13 protein-coding genes, 3 tRNA genes and 1 rRNA gene are annotated in these 16,886 nt (G+C 41.9%); 4 read left to right on the forward strand and 13 right to left on the reverse strand.

Translation table 11 applies throughout. From position 1 onward, the window contains the following. Window positions 1-187: 187 nt before the first annotated feature. The 6 genes from RDV53_RS03305 to RDV53_RS03330 all read right to left on the reverse strand — a co-directional run bounded on the left by RDV53_RS03305 (window position 188) and on the right by RDV53_RS03330 (window position 4,948). A tRNA-Ala gene (locus RDV53_RS03305) sits at window positions 188-263 on the reverse strand. 53 nt (window positions 264-316) lie between these two features. Continuing rightward, window positions 317-393 (reverse strand) — tRNA-Ile (locus RDV53_RS03310). 82 nt (window positions 394-475) lie between these two features. Beyond that, window positions 476-2,015 (reverse strand): 16S ribosomal RNA (locus tag RDV53_RS03315). Between the two features lie 326 nt (window positions 2,016-2,341). Continuing rightward, window positions 2,342-2,863: a menaquinone-dependent protoporphyrinogen IX dehydrogenase gene (gene hemG, locus RDV53_RS03320; protein ID WP_005694808.1), complete on the reverse strand. Its 522-nt coding sequence runs from the start codon at window positions 2,861-2,863 to the stop codon at window positions 2,342-2,344. Next, the gene (locus RDV53_RS03325; protein WP_032822573.1) at window positions 2,863-4,326 is read right to left on the reverse strand and encodes a TrkH family potassium uptake protein; all 1,464 of its coding nucleotides are present in this window, start codon (window positions 4,324-4,326) and stop codon (window positions 2,863-2,865) included. The genes hemG and RDV53_RS03325 overlap by 1 nt, the downstream gene beginning before the upstream one ends. A gap of 10 nt (window positions 4,327-4,336) precedes the next feature. Next, window positions 4,337-4,948 carry a YigZ family protein gene (locus RDV53_RS03330; protein ID WP_005694810.1) on the reverse strand — a complete coding sequence of 204 codons (612 nt, stop codon included), beginning with the start codon at window positions 4,946-4,948 and terminating at the stop codon, window positions 4,337-4,339. A 115-nt stretch (window positions 4,949-5,063) separates the two neighbouring features. On the opposite strand from RDV53_RS03330, the gene tusA reads away from it, so the two are divergent. Continuing rightward, window positions 5,064-5,303 carry a sulfurtransferase TusA gene (gene tusA, locus RDV53_RS03335; protein ID WP_005694811.1) on the forward strand — a complete coding sequence of 80 codons (240 nt, stop codon included), beginning with the start codon at window positions 5,064-5,066 and terminating at the stop codon, window positions 5,301-5,303. A gap of 29 nt (window positions 5,304-5,332) precedes the next feature. On the opposite strand, the gene RDV53_RS03340 is transcribed toward tusA, so the two are convergent. Genes RDV53_RS03340 through selA form a run of 3 tightly spaced genes read right to left on the reverse strand, consistent with a single transcriptional unit; the run spans window position 5,333 to window position 9,497 of the window. After that, window positions 5,333-6,250 carry an RsiV family protein gene (locus RDV53_RS03340; protein ID WP_005694812.1) on the reverse strand — a complete coding sequence of 306 codons (918 nt, stop codon included), beginning with the start codon at window positions 6,248-6,250 and terminating at the stop codon, window positions 5,333-5,335. Window positions 6,251-6,258: 8 nt separating this feature from the next. Continuing rightward, window positions 6,259-8,118: a selenocysteine-specific translation elongation factor gene (gene selB, locus RDV53_RS03345; RefSeq protein WP_005694814.1), complete on the reverse strand. Its 1,860-nt coding sequence runs from the start codon at window positions 8,116-8,118 to the stop codon at window positions 6,259-6,261. Continuing rightward, complete coding sequence (gene selA / locus RDV53_RS03350) at window positions 8,115-9,497, reverse strand: L-seryl-tRNA(Sec) selenium transferase (RefSeq protein WP_005694815.1); 1,383 nt, start codon at window positions 9,495-9,497, stop codon at window positions 8,115-8,117. Before selA ends, selB begins: the two co-directional genes overlap by 4 nt. A 72-nt stretch (window positions 9,498-9,569) precedes the next feature. On the opposite strand from selA, the gene RDV53_RS03355 reads away from it, so the two are divergent. Further along, a tRNA-Sec gene (locus RDV53_RS03355) sits at window positions 9,570-9,664 on the forward strand. 148 nt (window positions 9,665-9,812) lie between these two features. Here RDV53_RS03355 and tuf read toward each other — a convergent pair. The 4 genes from tuf to rpsL form a co-directional block, all read right to left on the reverse strand. Next, entirely contained in the window at window positions 9,813-10,997 is a 1,185-nt protein-coding gene (gene tuf / locus RDV53_RS03360) for an elongation factor Tu (protein WP_005635637.1), read from the reverse strand. Window positions 10,998-11,062: 65 nt separating this feature from the next. Next, a complete protein-coding gene (gene fusA, locus RDV53_RS03365) occupies window positions 11,063-13,165 on the reverse strand; it encodes an elongation factor G (RefSeq protein ID WP_005694816.1) in 2,103 nt (700 codons plus the stop codon). Between the two features lie 84 nt (window positions 13,166-13,249). Continuing rightward, window positions 13,250-13,720, reverse strand: a complete 471-nt coding sequence (rpsG, locus tag RDV53_RS03370) for a 30S ribosomal protein S7 (protein ID WP_005699184.1) — start codon at window positions 13,718-13,720, stop codon at window positions 13,250-13,252. Window positions 13,721-13,866: 146 nt separating this feature from the next. Next, on the reverse strand, window positions 13,867-14,241 hold the full coding sequence (gene rpsL, locus RDV53_RS03375) for a 30S ribosomal protein S12 (RefSeq protein ID WP_005543325.1): 375 nt from the start codon (window positions 14,239-14,241) through the stop codon (window positions 13,867-13,869). 258 nt (window positions 14,242-14,499) lie between these two features. Between rpsL and RDV53_RS03380 the strand changes: the two genes are divergently transcribed. Both RDV53_RS03380 and dusA read left to right on the forward strand, forming a co-directional pair. Continuing rightward, entirely contained in the window at window positions 14,500-15,885 is a 1,386-nt protein-coding gene (locus RDV53_RS03380) for a chloride channel protein (protein WP_005694818.1), read from the forward strand. Between the two features lie 3 nt (window positions 15,886-15,888). Next, window positions 15,889-16,875, forward strand: a complete 987-nt coding sequence (gene dusA / locus RDV53_RS03385) for a tRNA dihydrouridine(20/20a) synthase DusA (RefSeq protein ID WP_005694819.1) — start codon at window positions 15,889-15,891, stop codon at window positions 16,873-16,875. Window positions 16,876-16,886: the final 11 nt, after the last annotated feature.

Below are 16,886 nucleotides of genomic sequence, written 5' to 3' on the forward strand. Positions count from 1 at the left end.
TCAATCAAGATTTTTTTCTTACTCAGACTTTTTCTTATCCTTTAAAAGGACTTGAAAGTCTCTTCAGTTTTTCAGCTTGTTTCCTGGTTGTTAAAGAACAGAAATAACATTTTCAGTTATCATCGTTAAATAAACTCATTAAAGCACTTTAAGCATTAAATCAGTCAATTTACTTAACGATGATAAGTGGTGGAGATAAGCGGGATCGAACCGCTGACCTCCTGCGTGCAAGGCAGGCGCTCTCCCAGCTGAGCTATATCCCCATGTCATCGTTTATTTATCACCTTATTCACCTTCATCACTCACTCAGTTTGAGTGGTGGGTCTGAGTGGACTTGAACCACCGACCTCACCCTTATCAGGGGTGCGCTCTAACCACCTGAGCTACAGACCCAAGGGAATAACGGCTTTCTGCTCGATATTGTCTACAATATATCAATCAATCTGTGTGGACACTTATTGTCTCTCGTTTTTGGTAAGGAGGTGATCCAACCGCAGGTTCCCCTACGGTTACCTTGTTACGACTTCACCCCAGTCATGAATCATACCGTGGTAAACGCCCCCCCGAAGGTTAAGCTATCTACTTCTGGTACAACCCACTCCCATGGTGTGACGGGCGGTGTGTACAAGGCCCGGGAACGTATTCACCGCAACATTCTGATTTGCGATTACTAGCGATTCCGACTTCATGGAGTCGAGTTGCAGACTCCAATCCGGACTTAGACGTACTTTGTGAGATTCGCTCCAGCTCGCACTCTCGCTTCCCTCTGTATACGCCATTGTAGCACGTGTGTAGCCCTACTCGTAAGGGCCATGATGACTTGACGTCATCCCCACCTTCCTCCGGTTTATCACCGGCAGTCTCCTTTGAGTTCCCGACCGAATCGCTGGCAACAAAGGATAAGGGTTGCGCTCGTTGCGGGACTTAACCCAACATTTCACAACACGAGCTGACGACAGCCATGCAGCACCTGTCTCAGAGTTCCCGAAGGCACCAATCCATCTCTGGAATGTTCTCTGGATGTCAAGAGTAGGTAAGGTTCTTCGCGTTGCATCGAATTAAACCACATGCTCCACCGCTTGTGCGGGCCCCCGTCAATTCATTTGAGTTTTAACCTTGCGGCCGTACTCCCCAGGCGGTCGATTTATCACGTTAGCTACGGGCGCCAAGCTTAAAGCTCAACCCCCAAATCGACATCGTTTACAGCGTGGACTACCAGGGTATCTAATCCTGTTTGCTCCCCACGCTTTCGCACATGAGCGTCAGTACATTCCCAAGGGGCTGCCTTCGCCTTCGGTATTCCTCCACATCTCTACGCATTTCACCGCTACACGTGGAATTCTACCCCTCCCTAAAGTACTCTAGCGACCCAGTATGAAATGCAATTCCCAGGTTAAGCCCGGGGCTTTCACACCTCACTTAAGTCACCGCCTGCGTGCCCTTTACGCCCAGTTATTCCGATTAACGCTCGCACCCTCCGTATTACCGCGGCTGCTGGCACGGAGTTAGCCGGTGCTTCTTCTGTAGTTAACGTCAATCACCTAGTCTATTAAACTAAATGCCTTCCTCGCTACCGAAAGAACTTTACAACCCGAAGGCCTTCTTCATTCACGCGGCATGGCTGCGTCAGGGTTGCCCCCATTGCGCAATATTCCCCACTGCTGCCTCCCGTAGGAGTCTGGGCCGTGTCTCAGTCCCAGTGTGGCTGGTCATCCTCTCAGACCAGCTAGAGATCGTCGGCTTGGTGAGCCTTTACCTCACCAACTACCTAATCCCACTTGGGCTCATCCTATGGCATGTGGCCCGAAGGTCCCACACTTTCATCTTCCGATACTACGCGGTATTAGCTACAGTTTCCCGTAGTTATCCCCCTCCATAAGCTAGATTCCCAAGCATTACTCACCCGTCCGCCACTCGTCATCAAAGAAGCAAGCTTCTTCATGTTACCGTTCGACTTGCATGTGTTAAGCCTGCCGCCAGCGTTCAATCTGAGCCATGATCAAACTCTTCAATTCAAGTTCAATCGCTCAATACTGCTGACATAAAATGTCACTACTTAAAAAGTATTATGAATTTCTAGTTAGCACCTATTAAGACTTCAAAATTAAAAAATATTTTTAAAACAAGTCAATCAACAAGTGCCCACACAGATTGTCTGATATATTGTTAAAGAGCAAAAAAGAACGACGCACTGGTTTTTTCTTAATAGTCACAACAGCGCGTCGTTGTGTGGGGCGTATTATAGGCATTTCAGATGCCTTTGCAAGCTCTTTTTGTAAAAAAATGTAAATTTTTTATCGGTTGAAGATCTTTTAATCAAATCGCCCTAAAAACACAATTTTTATGATGTCTTATTCAAGGAATTCAGGCTTTCCGCAAATGCCTTTACTTTTTCCCAATCGGTATATTCAATTTCTTTGGTCGTATCCGTTTCGCCATTTGTAATTTTCATAATCAATTGAATCATGACACGATCAATCCATTTATAGCGTGGATATAGCAACGCACCTGCAAACACGCCGACTTTTACCGGAGTCCATTTTATGTGTTGAAGGAACTTACGCACATAGACATTTCCCTCTGGCGTATCTTTTCCTTCTTTTCTCGCGGTTAAACCTACACCAAAAAAGACCGCACTTTTTGCATTCAATAATTCGTGATGGCGTTCTACAAAACGATATACCTGTTTATTAAAGTGACCATAACGAACGGATGCCCCAATAATCACGCGATCAAAAACTTGAAGATCCTGCTCCTCCATTAACGGTGAAACCACCACTTCTCCTTCAAGATGCTGAGCCATAAATTCAGCAATCTTTTTAGTTTGTCCATCACGGCTTGAATATAAAATTAATATTTTCATTATGCCTTCCAAAACGCTGGTGTGAAGAGCGCCAATAATGTGAAAATTTCTAAACGACCGCATACCATCGCAATGGTGAGTACCCATTTAGCACTATCGGGCATCGCCGTCATATTACTGCTTACTGAACCTAATCCCGGTCCAAGGTTATTAATACTTGCTAATACCGCATTAAAGGCATCAAAAGGTTCGACACCACATGCAATCACACTTAATAAACAAATAGTGAATACCAATAGATATGCTGAGAAAAAGGCCCAAATACTTCCAATCACACGTTCATCAAGAACATTTTGACCCCATTTAATTGGATACACTAAATTTGGGTGAACAAATCGTTTTAGCTCTCTCGCACCTTGAAGATATAACACTAAAATCCGCGCAACACGCAAACCGCCACCAACTGAGCCAGCACAGCCCCCAATAAAAGACGCAATAATTAATAACATTGGCACAAAAGAAGGCCATTCAGCGAAATTTGATGTGGTGTAACCTGTTGTTGTTGAGATCGATACCGCTTGGAATACGACTTGCTCAAAATCTTGCCATGAGGAATCAAAATATTGATGGCTTATCATCACTAATGTACAAACCACGATAAGTAAAATTTGAATACTCATAAAGAATCGGAATTCTGGATCTTTTGTATAAATCTTCAAAATATTTTCTCGTCCTAAAGTCGAAAATGCTCTGAAGTGCAATGCGAAGTTACAAGCTGAAATCCACAAGAAAATGATCGTGATAAAATTAATCGCCGAACTATTAAAGTAGCCGATACTGGCATCATGAGTAGAAAAACCACCAATGGATACCGTCGAGAAACTATGTGTAATCGCATCGAACGGTGTCATGCCTGCTAACCAATAAGCCAAAGCACAAGACATGGTTAAAAAGAAATAAACAAACCACAACGCCTTTGCCGTTTCAGCTATCCGTGGCTGAATTTTCTGATCTTTCATTGGGCCTGACATTTCCGCACGGTATAACTGCATTCCGCCAATACCTAATAAAGGAATAATTGCAATCGCGAGTACGATGATCCCCATCCCGCCTAACCATTGTAGGAATTGACGATAAAACAGAATGGCTTTCGGTAAATTATCTAATCCTGTCATGACGGTGGCACCCGTGGTTGTTAACCCGGAAAACGCCTCAAATACGGCGGAAGCCACTGTTAAATGAGGTGAATCAAATAATAGCAATGGCAAGGTTGCTAGACCGCCCAGAACGAACCAAAATGCCACCACAATTAAGAAACCATCTCGAGATCGCAGTTCTTGTTTATGGTGATGACAAGGCCACCAAAGCAACATGCCCACGGTTAAGCTTAATGCAAAAGCTTGCATAAACGCTTTACCGCCGCCATCGCCATAAATAAGCGCCACGAAGGCTGGAATCAGCATTGTGCCGGAAAAACACATGATCAAAATGCCGATAATCCGAATAATGGATAAAATATGCACAATATCTCGCTTAATTCATTTCTTCTAATTTCAACGTTCCTGCAGAACGCTCAATTAATGCTTGTTCAAAAGGTTTAATTTGATCTTCACTAATGCCTAACTGCAATGTAATCTGCACTTGAAAATCTTGCTGATAAATTTCAATTTTATGCTGTTCACATAAAATTTGGATCCAATTTAATTGTGCATAATCACAATGAACTTGAAATAACTGACGTTCTACTTTTCGTTCAGTTTCTAATAATTTTAAAGCTTGCTGAACACCATTTCCATAAGCACGAACTAAACCGCCAGTGCCTAATAAAATGCCACCATAATAACGAACAACTACGGCACTAATCTCACCGATTTGGCTACCTTGCAAAGCGGATAGCATCGGTTTCCCTGCAGTACCTGCTGGCTCACCGTCATCGGAAAAGCCTAATTGTTGAGAATCCGTTGGCTTGCCGGCCACTGCCGCCCAACAATGATGGCGGGCATTAGGGTGCTGCGCTTTAATTTCTGCCCAAAAAGCTTTGGCTTGTTCAAGTCCTTCCGTATGTTGCAAATACGTGATAAATCGACTTTTCTTAATTTCTTCTTCAAAAACGATCGCACTTTTGGGGATAAGGTATTCAGCCATGGAATATTATTCAAGTAAATTTGTTGCGTAGTTTATCATTGATAGCGGATTTATCGAAATTTCCCCATAATTATTGTATGATGTAGCTCAATTTCAATAAAACTAATGAATAACAATGACTGAAATTACTGTCAATAAAACCCTTGATACCGTTGGTTTACGTTGTCCAGAACCTGTAATGCTCGTGAGAAAAAACATTCGCCACATGAATGAAGGTGAAGTATTGCTTATTTTAGCGGACGATCCTGCCACGACTCGCGATATTCCTAGCTTCTGCCAATTTATGGAACATACGCTTTTAGCGAGTGAAACCCAAGACACCCCTTTTAAATACTGGGTGAAAAAAGGCCAATAAAAATGCGGCCATTATTGACCGCACGTTGATTACCCTTTTACTGGTGCTGTGTATCCTAAATCATAATACTTCTGTTTTACAAAATCTGAAGTTAATAAATTTTCACGTTGTAGCCAAGCCCATGGAATTACTAAATCTTGCTCGCCCTCGGCATACGAAGCAATTTCATACTCGTGATAAATGAAATGGATACCATCGTGTGCAAGATAGAAATTCTCAGAAACATCAAAATCTGTTTTTTTCGTAAACGCATCCTCATCTTTAGTAGAGCCAAAATTCGTATAAAAACTCCACAATAATTCTTTAACCTCAGGGAGCTTTTTCTGATCAATAATATCAGAAAGCGTCAGTACTTTATGTGTAGTCATATCTACAGTTAAATATTCGTTCCCCTCAAGACCATGTGCCCCCCCAGTATAGCTATAATACCCCATAGCAAAAGTCGCTAATTTTTCTTTTTGACCAACAAATGTCATCCAAGAATTACGAGAGAAACCTAGCTCAGGTTCTTTTTCTAAGGATGCTTTTACATCATTAAAATTTATTTGGTATTCACTTACCACCTGGTCTCGCGTTTTAGATGCATTTTCTCCGAATTCCTTTTTAACCAATTCTGACCATAACAGCTCATCTAACCAATCTATATTCGTTTTTAATCCTAAGAGACTAATATCGATTTCTACCTCATCACGCTCAAACCAACGTTCTTGCGATGGGGTATATTTAATTTTTTCTACTTTTTCAAAAATAACGTCTTTTTCCGCAAAAATAGCAGGAATAACCTTTTCTGCCTTTTCTTTTTCAGCTTTTAATTGCGTATTTTCTGCCGTCAATTGCGCAATTGTCTGTGTTTGTTGCTCAATCATTGCTTTCGCTTCTTTATCTTCGCAACCTGTTACAGTAAAAAGTGCAGTTAAAATTAAGGCTGAAATGAATGTCTTTTTCATATGTTATCCTATAAATCAAATGTATCTTTATCACGTAGAATGTGATCATTGCCTTTGCGGCGTAAAAAACCGGTACGGTCAAAATATTCCATTAATTGCACTGTCAGTTTTCGACCGAAGTTCAGTTTATCACGTAATTCATTTACGGCAACTTTACCTTCTTCGCCTGCTATTTCCTTAATTAACCGAGCATAAGCATAAATGCTTTCAGTTAGGAAAAAACGATCTTTTACGATTGGCGTAAGATAGCCCAATTTACCCGCTTTATACATAAAATTACGCATCACACTTTCATCTTGCGCCAAGGCTGTTGCCATATCACGCACCCAAATGGCTTGACCATGCGCTTTCTCAAATTCAGCTAACACCGCTTGCCATAAGCTTTGTTCTTCGGCTGAAAATTGGATTTTGTGAGAAGGCAAATGTAACCAACCACGAGTCTGCTGCAATTGGCCTTCATCAAGCATTTCTTCAATAAAATGATAAATCAGATTTTCCGGTTGGTTTAGTGTCGCAATACGGTATAAGCGGGCCTTACTCAAACCTAGCTGATCATTATGTTGCTCATGATAGGTAGCAAGTGCGGTCAAAATTTGCTGCGTTTTTTCACGTTGATAATCGCGATTAAAACACCAATTTTGGAAACGGATATCGCCGTTCTCGGCCAATGCTTCAGCCAATTGATTTTCGGTTAGTTGCTCACTCCACATTAAAGCTTGAGCTGAAATCGCCTCTTTTTGTAAGGTCAATCCGATGCGTTGTGTGGCGGTTTGAACCTGATTAAGTTTAGCTAAGAACGCTAAGCGAGCCTCTGTGCGCTTATAACGTTTTGGTGAATGAATTTCGAGTACCTTGGCACCACCAATTAACGCTTTCGCATCACCACTACGTAAAATTAATTTATCCCCAAAAGCTAAAAATAATGGCTGTTCTAAAATAACTTCTGCCAAAGTGCGGTCATTTTTCATTGCATTTTTGCTTTCAAGCAAGGTAAGCTTACCTGTCGTACGGCTTGCCGCATGATAAATGTGTACAGGCTGACTGTCTTTCAAATTTACTTCAGGTGTAATTTCAATGGTAATACGATCGGTTGGCTCAAGCGGTTCTGAGGCTAACAACCAATCACCACGCTGCATTGGAATACGATCTAAATCAACGTTTAAATTGAGCGCTAAGCGTTGACCAGCCAAGCCTTTTTCGCTCGGTTTATTCTGAGCATGAATATTTTTTACGCGAACCTTTTGTCCCGTAGAAAGGAAGAGTTCATCATCAATGGCCACCGTTCCCGCAAATGCAGTCCCTGTTACCACTGTCCCCGCCCCTTTCACGCTAAAGACTCGGTCGATGGCGTAACGGAATGGTTTATCTATTTCAGCTAATTCAGGTAAATTGGCTAAATAATCGCGTAACGAATCAATTCCTAAGCCTGTTTGTGCCGATGTAATAAAATAATGAGATTCAGCTAAGAATGGATAAGCCGTCTGAATTTGTGTTTTTAATGCCTCAATTTGCTCATCTGTTGCTCGATCAGCCTTGGTAATCACCACCATGATTTCAGTAAATTGAAGCTGACGTAAAATCGCTAAGTGTTCTTTAGTTTGTGCGGCAATCCCTTCATCGGCTGCAACAATAAGCATGGCATAATGCACACCACCAAGCCCGGCCAACATGTTGGCGAGAAACTTTTCATGGCCAGGTACATCAATAAATCCAAGCACTTTCTCTTTTAAAGGCAAATAGGCATAGCCTAAATCAATGGTCATGCCACGTTTTTTTTCTTCCGGCAAATGGGCGGTATTCGTACCTGTCAGTGCTTTTAAAAGGGCTGTTTTACCATGATCGACGTGCCCTGATGTTACTATGATCATAATTTTTCCACCGTATCTAATAATGCTTTAAAGTCAGCCACGCTACGTAAATCTAACCAAATCTTTCCTTTTTCAACACGACCAATTATTGGTTGTTCTAACGCTTTGAATACTGTTAAAAGTGCGGTCAATTTTGCTTCTGTTTTTTCAGCAATCGTCACTGCAAAAGAAGGGATCGTCGCCATTGGTTGGGAACCACTCCCAATTTGAGCAAAACTTTCTTCAATCTCTACATGATAATCTTTTAAACGATTTGCTAAACAAGCTTTAAGTTGTTCCGCTTTTTCTTGTAATACATCCATTGACTGGGTAAGCAAATGCAAAGTTGGCAACGTTTCAGTAAGCTTTTCGGGCTGAAGATAAAGGCGCAATGTTGCCTCAAGTCCGGCTAAAATCACTTTATCGCAACGTAATACACGCTTTAATGGATGAGCTTGTAACTGAGCAATCCACTCTTTTTTACCAACAATAATGCCAGCTTGTGTTCCGCCCAATAATTTATCACCCGAGAATGACACCAAGTTTACGCCTTGTGCAACTTTTTCTTGTACCGTTGGCTCATTTGGTAAATTATATTGGCTTAGATCAATCAATGCCCCACTACCCAGATCCGTAATAACAGGAATATCAAATTCTCGCCCAAGATCAACCAACTCTTGTTCTGAAACCGAAGCAGTAAATCCACTAATATGATAGTTACTGCAATGTACTTTCATTAAGAAGGCGGTATTTTCATTAATTGCTTGACGATAATCTTTCAAATGTGTGCGGTTTGTAGTTCCGACTTCAACCAGTTTACAGCCGGCTTGAGCCATAATGTCAGGGATGCGAAATGCGCCACCGATTTCAATTAACTCACCACGAGAAATAATCACTTCTTTATCTTTTGCAAAGGTGGCTAACATCAAGAGCACGGCTGCCGCATTATTATTCACAATACATGCAGCTTCTGCACCTGTGAGTTGCGCAAGTAGTTCACTAATATAATTATCTCGATGACTGCGTTTGCCTTCTTCCAAATCATATTCCAGCGCAACGTTACCTTTCATCGCATGAAGTGCCGCTTGTTGTGCACTTTCAGCCCATAATGCTCGCCCTAAATTTGTATGTAATACCGTGCCCGTTAAGTTATGAACTGATTTAATCTGCACATGATTTTGTTGAGTTAATCGCTCTTGTAAATAATGCAATGTACTCGGATGATCGGCAAAAAAGTGCGGTAAGTTTTGGTGTTGTTTGATAAACTCGCGTCCTTCAGACAATAATTGGCGCAATTCACGTACAACGGCTGAATGACCAAATTCAGTTAAAAGCATTTCACCTTCTGGTGTTTTTAAAAATTTATCTACCGAAGGAAGTTGTTGAAAAAGTGCGGTCATTTTTAATTCCTATTTCAAAATGGCGTTGAATTACGAACTAATTTACGCTAAAGTAACCGCAATTTCAATAATGGAAGGTCGTCATCTCCGGTGAGGTGGCAGGACTTCAAATCCTGTTGGGGACGCCAGCGTTCCCGGGTGGGTTCAACTCCCATGACCTTCCGCCACACTTTTCTTCCTAACCAATATTCATCTTTTCTGAATATTCATATTTTTATTTTAAATTTCATTACAATTTTGCAATATTTCAGGTAAAGAAAAAGGCGTATCTTTCGATACGCCTTCTTAATCTAACTGTTACAGTTAATACATCAATTATTTGATGATTTTCGCAACAACGCCAGCACCTACTGTACGGCCACCTTCACGGATTGCGAAACGTAAACCTTGGTCCATCGCGATTGGGTGGATTAAGCTTACTGTCATTTTGATGTTATCACCAGGCATTACCATTTCCACGCCTTCTGGTAATTCAATTGTACCAGTTACGTCAGTTGTACGGAAATAGAATTGTGGACGGTAACCTTTGAAGAATGGAGTGTGACGACCACCTTCATCTTTTGATAATACGTAAACTTCTGATTCGAAGTCTGTGTGTGGAGTGATTGAACCTGGTTTCGCTAATACTTGACCACGTTCGATTTCTTCACGTTTGGTACCACGTAATAATGCACCAATGTTCTCACCTGCACGACCTTCGTCAAGTAATTTACGGAACATTTCAACACCAGTTACAGTTGTTTTCGCTGTTGGTTTGATACCTACGATTTCAACTTCATCACCAGTGCGGATGATACCACGCTCAACACGACCTGTTACTACTGTACCACGACCTGAAATTGAGAACACGTCTTCGATTGGAAGAAGGAACGGCTGGTCAATTGCACGCTCTGGTTCAGGAATGTAAGTATCTAAGTGGTTTGCTAACTCAAGGATTTTTTCTTCCCATTCTGCAACGCCGTTTAATGCTTGTAATGCAGAACCACGTACGATTGGTGTATCATCACCTGGGAAATCATATTGAGAAAGAAGTTCACGAACTTCCATTTCTACTAATTCTAATAACTCTTCGTCATCTACCATGTCGCATTTGTTTAAGAATACGATGATGTAAGGTACACCTACTTGGCGACCTAATAAGATGTGCTCACGAGTTTGTGGCATAGGACCATCTGTCGCTGCTACTACTAAGATTGCACCATCCATTTGTGCCGCACCGGTAATCATGTTTTTAACATAGTCCGCGTGTCCTGGGCAGTCAACGTGTGCATAGTGACGAGTTGGAGTATCGTATTCAACGTGTGAGGTATTGATGGTGATACCACGCGCTTTTTCTTCTGGCGCATTATCGATTTGGTCGAATGCACGAGCTGCACCACCGTAGTGTTTTGCTAATACGGTTGTGATTGCTGCTGTTAAAGTTGTTTTACCGTGGTCAACGTGGCCGATTGTACCCACGTTTACGTGCGGTTTTGTACGTTCAAATTTTTCTTTAGACATTTGTTTAGTTTCCTAGAAAATGCTCTATAAGCCATTCGACTTATAGAGCGGATTGTTACAAAAAATTATTTTTTACGCGCTTCAATTACTGCAGCAGCAACACTTGTTGGCGCTTCAGCATATTTTAACGGTTCCATTGAGTATGATGCACGACCTTGAGTTTGTGAACGTAAGTCTGTTGCATAACCGAACATTTCAGAAAGTGGAACTTCTGCATCGATTTTAACAACGAATTCGTTCGCTTCTTGACCGTTAACCATAGCACGACGACGGCTTAAGTCACCGATTACATCACCCACATACTCAGGTGGAGTTTCTACTTCAACTTTCATGATTGGCTCAAGTAGAACTGGGTTTGCTTTAGCGAACGCTGCTTTAAATGCTAAAGAAGCCGCTAATTTAAACGCTAATTCTGATGAGTCAACATCATGGTATGAACCGAAGTGTAAACGTACACCAAGATCTACTACTGGGTAACCCGCTAATGGACCAGATTTAAGCTGTTCTTGGATACCTTTATCAACTGCAGGAATGTATTCACCAGGGATTACACCACCTTTGATTTCGTTTACAAATTCGTAACCAGGACCTTCTGGATCTAATGGGTATAAGTCAATAACAACATGACCATATTGACCGCGACCACCAGATTGTTTTGCGTGTTTACCTTCCACATCGTTAACACGAGTACGGATAGTTTCACGGTAAGATACTTGTGGTTTACCGATATTAGCTTCCACTTTGAACTCACGTTTCATACGGTCAACGATGATGTCTAAGTGTAACTCACCCATACCAGAAATAATGGTTTCACCAGATTCTTCATCAGTGTGAACACGGAATGAAGGGTCTTCTTGAGCTAGACGACCTAACGCAAGACCCATTTTTTCTTGGTCAGCTTTAGTTTTAGGTTCTACTGCTACAGAGATTACTGGCTCTGGGAATTCCATACGTTCAAGGATGATTGGTGCTTCGATTGCACATAATGTATCACCCGTAGTTACATCTTTTAAACCGATTGCTGCAGCGATATCGCCCGCACGAACTTCTTTGATTTCTTCACGTTTATTAGCGTGCATCTGTACGATACGACCAAAACGTTCACGTTTTTGACGTACAGAGTTTAATACTGTATCACCAGAGTTAATTACACCTGAGTACACACGGAAGAAGGTTAAGTTACCTACGAATGGGTCAGTTGCAATTTTGAATGCTAATGAAGAGAACGGCTCATCATCGCTTGCGTGACGTTCACCTTCAGTTTCATCTGGGTTGATACCTTTGATTGCTGGAATATCAGTTGGTGCTGGTAAGTATTCAACAACTGCATCAAGCATCGCTTGAACACCTTTGTTTTTGAATGCAGAACCACAAGTTACCAAGATGATTTCGTTTGCTAATACGCGTTGACGAAGACCTGCTTTGATTTCTTCTTCGCTTAAGTCTTCACCACCAAGATATTTTTCCATTAATTCTTCAGTTGCTTCAGCTGCTGCATCAACAAGGTTTTGACGCCATTCTTCACACGCTGCTTGCATATCTGCCGGAATATCTTCATAAGTGAAGGTCATACCTTGGTCAGCTTCGTTCCAGTTGATCGCTTTCATTTTGATCAAATCAACAACACCAGTGAAACTTTCTTCTGCACCGATTGGAAGTTGAAGAGGAACAGCATTCGCACCTAAACGAGTTTTAAGTTGTTCAACAACACGTAAGAAGTTAGCACCAGTACGGTCCATTTTGTTTACGAACGCAATACGTGGAACTTGATATTTGTTAGCTTGACGCCATACAGTTTCAGACTGAGGTTGAACACCACCAACTGCACAGTAAACCATTACCGCACCATCAAGAACACGCATAGAACGTTCTACTTCAACAGTAAAGTCTACGTGTCCCGGGGTATCGATAACGTTGATACGGTGTTGTGGGAACTGTTGTGACATACCAGACCAGAATGCGGTAGTTGCCGCAGAGGTAATGGTAATACCACGCTCTTGTTCTTGTTCCATCCAGTCCATTGTTGCTGCACCATCGTGTACTTCACCAATTTTGTGACTTACACCAGTGTAGAATAAGATACGTTCAGTGGTAGTAGTTTTACCAGCATCAATGTGCGCACTAATACCGATATTACGATATCTTTCAATAGGGGTTGTACGAGCCATTATTATAACCTTGTTAAGTTTAATATCTGTTTATATAAGGGTAAGGCTTCATCGAGGATGAAGCCCTTAAATTTTAAAAGCGTATTACCAACGGAAGTGAGCAAATGCTTTGTTAGCTTCAGCCATACGGTGAACGTCTTCACGTTTTTTCACAGCTGCGCCTTTGTTATCTGATGCATCAGATAATTCATTTGCAAGACGTAAAGCCATTGATTTATCACCGCGTTTACGTGCAGCTTCAACGATCCAACGCATACCTAATGCGTTACGACGAACTGGACGTACTTCAACTGGCACTTGGTAAGTAGAACCACCAACACGACGAGATTTAACCTCAACAGTTGGGCGAACGTTTTCAAGTGCAATTTCAAATGCTTCTAAAGGTTCTTTACCTGTGCGTTCTGCAAGTTTGTCTAACGCACCGTAAACGATGGTTTCAGCAACGGATTTTTTACCGTCTACCATTAATACATTAATAAATTTTGCAAGTAACTCTGAACCGAACTTCGGATCTGGAAGAATCTTGCGTGGTTCAACACTACGACGACGTGGCATTGCGAATTTCTCCGTATATTTAATCTTCAGGATATCCAAAACTCTATAAAAATTAACCGCACTTTAAAGTGAGCTAATGTGATACTGGAGTTTCTGATTTAAATTTTTACTAATTTAGACGTTTGGCCTTACTTAACGGAGTTCCATTAAGCTTTAGGACGTTTAACGCCGTATTTAGAACGACCTTGTTTACGATCTTTAACGCCTGCACAGTCTAATGCGCCGCGTACAGTGTGGTAACGAACACCTGGTAAGTCTTTAACACGACCACCACGGATAAGCACAACACTGTGCTCTTGAAGGTTGTGACCTTCGCCGCCAATGTAAGAAGTTACTTCAAAGCCATTAGTTAAACGAATACGACATACTTTACGTAATGCTGAGTTCGGTTTTTTAGGTGTAGTTGTGTATACACGAGTGCACACACCACGTTTCTGCGGGCAAGCCTCTAATGCAGGAACGTTACTTTTTACAACCTTTTTCACACGCGGTTTGCGTACTAGCTGGTTGATAGTTGCCATTAAAAAAGCTCCAGTTTAAATGTTATTCATAATAGAATGTTTGTTACAAAATCCATCTCTCCATCCAATAGACAGAAGAAATAGACGCTGAATTTTAATGGTTTCGCCTAACATTGTCAATATTTAAACAGAAATAGGATCGCAAAGGATCGCTTAGCAAAAAATTCAGATAAAACAGAACGCACTTTGCCAAATCAATTGCCTGTCTATGATGAGGGTTTTATAATTTCAAACAGAATTATTTTGTTGGCAATCATTATGTTACGTTCATTTATTTTTCACTTACGTTATTTCTATCACAAAAAGCTTCGACAAACGCATCGTATCTCTCATAAAACACTCGAGTTTGTATGTTTACTGATTGGAGCGACGTTTGTTGCCCTCTTTTCCTTTGGATTTGCCAAGCTAGCCGATATTGGACTTGAATTTAATGCCTATTGGTCTGCTAAATACCCTCTCACCGTTTGGATCGTTTTACCGCTTGGTCTTGCTTTTCTCACCTGGTTTACCGCTAAATACACGCCTTATGTTGGCGGCAGCGGTATTCCACAAGTGATTGCCTCCATTAATCTTCCTTACAATGGCTATAAAACGAAACTGGTTAAATTTCGCCAAACCATTTGGAAAATTCCACTTACTTTCTTTGCAATGGTTATCGGTGCGTCTGTTGGCCGTGAAGGCCCTTCTGTTCAAGTGGGTGCTGCAGTCATGCTCGCTTGGGGAAATTTCTGTCGTAAATATAACTTTGCTTTCCGTGGCTTAAGTACGAATGAACTTATCGCAACGGGTGCTGCAGGCGGTCTTGCCGCCGCATTTAATGCGCCTTTAGCTGGGGTAATTTTTGCCATCGAAGAACTTGGTCGAGGCGTGATGTTACGCTGGGAGCGACGCGTATTGCTCGGTGTATTAGCGGCTGGTTTTATTTTAGTAGCGATTCAAGGCAATAGCCCTTACTTTCCTGCCTATAAAGGTGCAACAGCTATTCCCTATTTATATCTTTGGCTTGCTATTTGTGGCGTAATTTGTGGCGTACTGGGTGGTATATTTGGGCGACTCCTTGCAAAAGGATTAGCGGGACTCTCTCCACTCAAATGGCGTGATTGGATTCGCAAACACCCTATTTACATTGCTTTATTGCTCGGTTTAATACTTGCCGCGATAGGGACCTACAGCGAAGGGCAAACCTATGGAACAGGTTATGATGTTGTCGCAAGAGCATTAGAAGGACAACTCGTTTCGCCTGAAGTGGGGATACTAAAACTCTTCGCAACGGTTACGACTTATTGGAATGGCATTGCGGGTGGGATTTTTACCCCATCTCTCACCACCGGTGCTGGTATCGGCACTATGTTATGGGAAATCAGCAACGGCATGGTCGATCAACGTTTCTTGGTCATTTTATGTATGGCCGCCTTCTTAGCTGGCGGCACACAATCTCCTGTGACCGCCAGCGTAGTGGTGATGGAAATGACAGGGGCTCAACCTGTGCTGATTTGGCTCTTGATTTCCAGTATCATTGCCTCCATAATTTCGCGCCAATTTAGTCCGAAACCTTTTTACCACTTTGCGGCTGGACGTTTCCGTCAACGAATGCAGGAACAACAAGCAGAAGATCTTCGCCGTAACGAGATTCAAGAGAAATAAAAAATGTCAGAAAACCAACCGCACTTTTATCGTGGCCGCTTTTCCGTTGCGCCAATGCTAGATTGGACGACTCGCCATTGTCGCTATTTTCATCGTCAATTTAGTAAAAATGCGTTGCTTTATACTGAAATGGTCACAGCTCCCGCCATTATTCATGCGAAATACGATCATTTAGATTTTGATTTGCAAGAAAACCCGGTTGCCTTACAACTTGGCGGAAGCGACCCCGCACAGCTAAAACATTGTGCCAAATTAGCCGAAGAACGAGGCTATCATGAAATCAATCTGAATGTCGGCTGCCCTTCCGATCGCGTGCAAAACGGCATGTTTGGGGCATGTTTAATGGCAAAAGCCGATTTAGTAGCAGAATGTATTGCTGAAATGCAACGTGTCGTGAATATTCCTGTCACTGTGAAAACCCGCATTGGCATTGATGATTTGGATAGCTATCAATTTCTCTGCGACTTTATCAAAAAAGTTCATCATGCAGGTTGCCAAGAATTTATTGTTCACGCACGAAAAGCCTGGCTTTCAGGATTAAGCCCAAAAGAGAATCGCGAGATTCCCCCTTTGGATTATGATCGCGTTTATCAATTAAAGAAAGACTTCCCGCAGTTGACCATTGCAATTAATGGCGGCATTAAAACCATCGAAGAAATGAAACATCATTTGCAATTTGTGGATGGCGTGATGGTTGGGCGTGAGGCTTATCAAAATCCATCGTTGCTAGGCTATGTTGATCAAATGCTTTTTGATGCTAATGCGGATATCGTCACACCAAAACAAGCGGTGGAAGCCATGTTCCCTTATATTGAAAAACAACTGAGCCAAGGCGTTTATTTAAATCATATCGTTCGACATATGCTCGGTGCATTTCAAAACTGCAAAGGGGCAAGACAATGGCGACGCTATCTAAGTGAAAATGCCTTTAAACAAGGCGCGGGCATTGAAGTGGTTGAAACGGCATTAAGCTTTGTGGAAACCAATTAAATCTATAAAAT

Origin of the sequence: Haemophilus parainfluenzae ATCC 33392, assembly GCF_031191205.1 — a bacterium.
In the GTDB taxonomy this organism is placed as follows: Bacteria; Pseudomonadota; Gammaproteobacteria; order Enterobacterales; family Pasteurellaceae; genus Haemophilus_D; species Haemophilus_D parainfluenzae.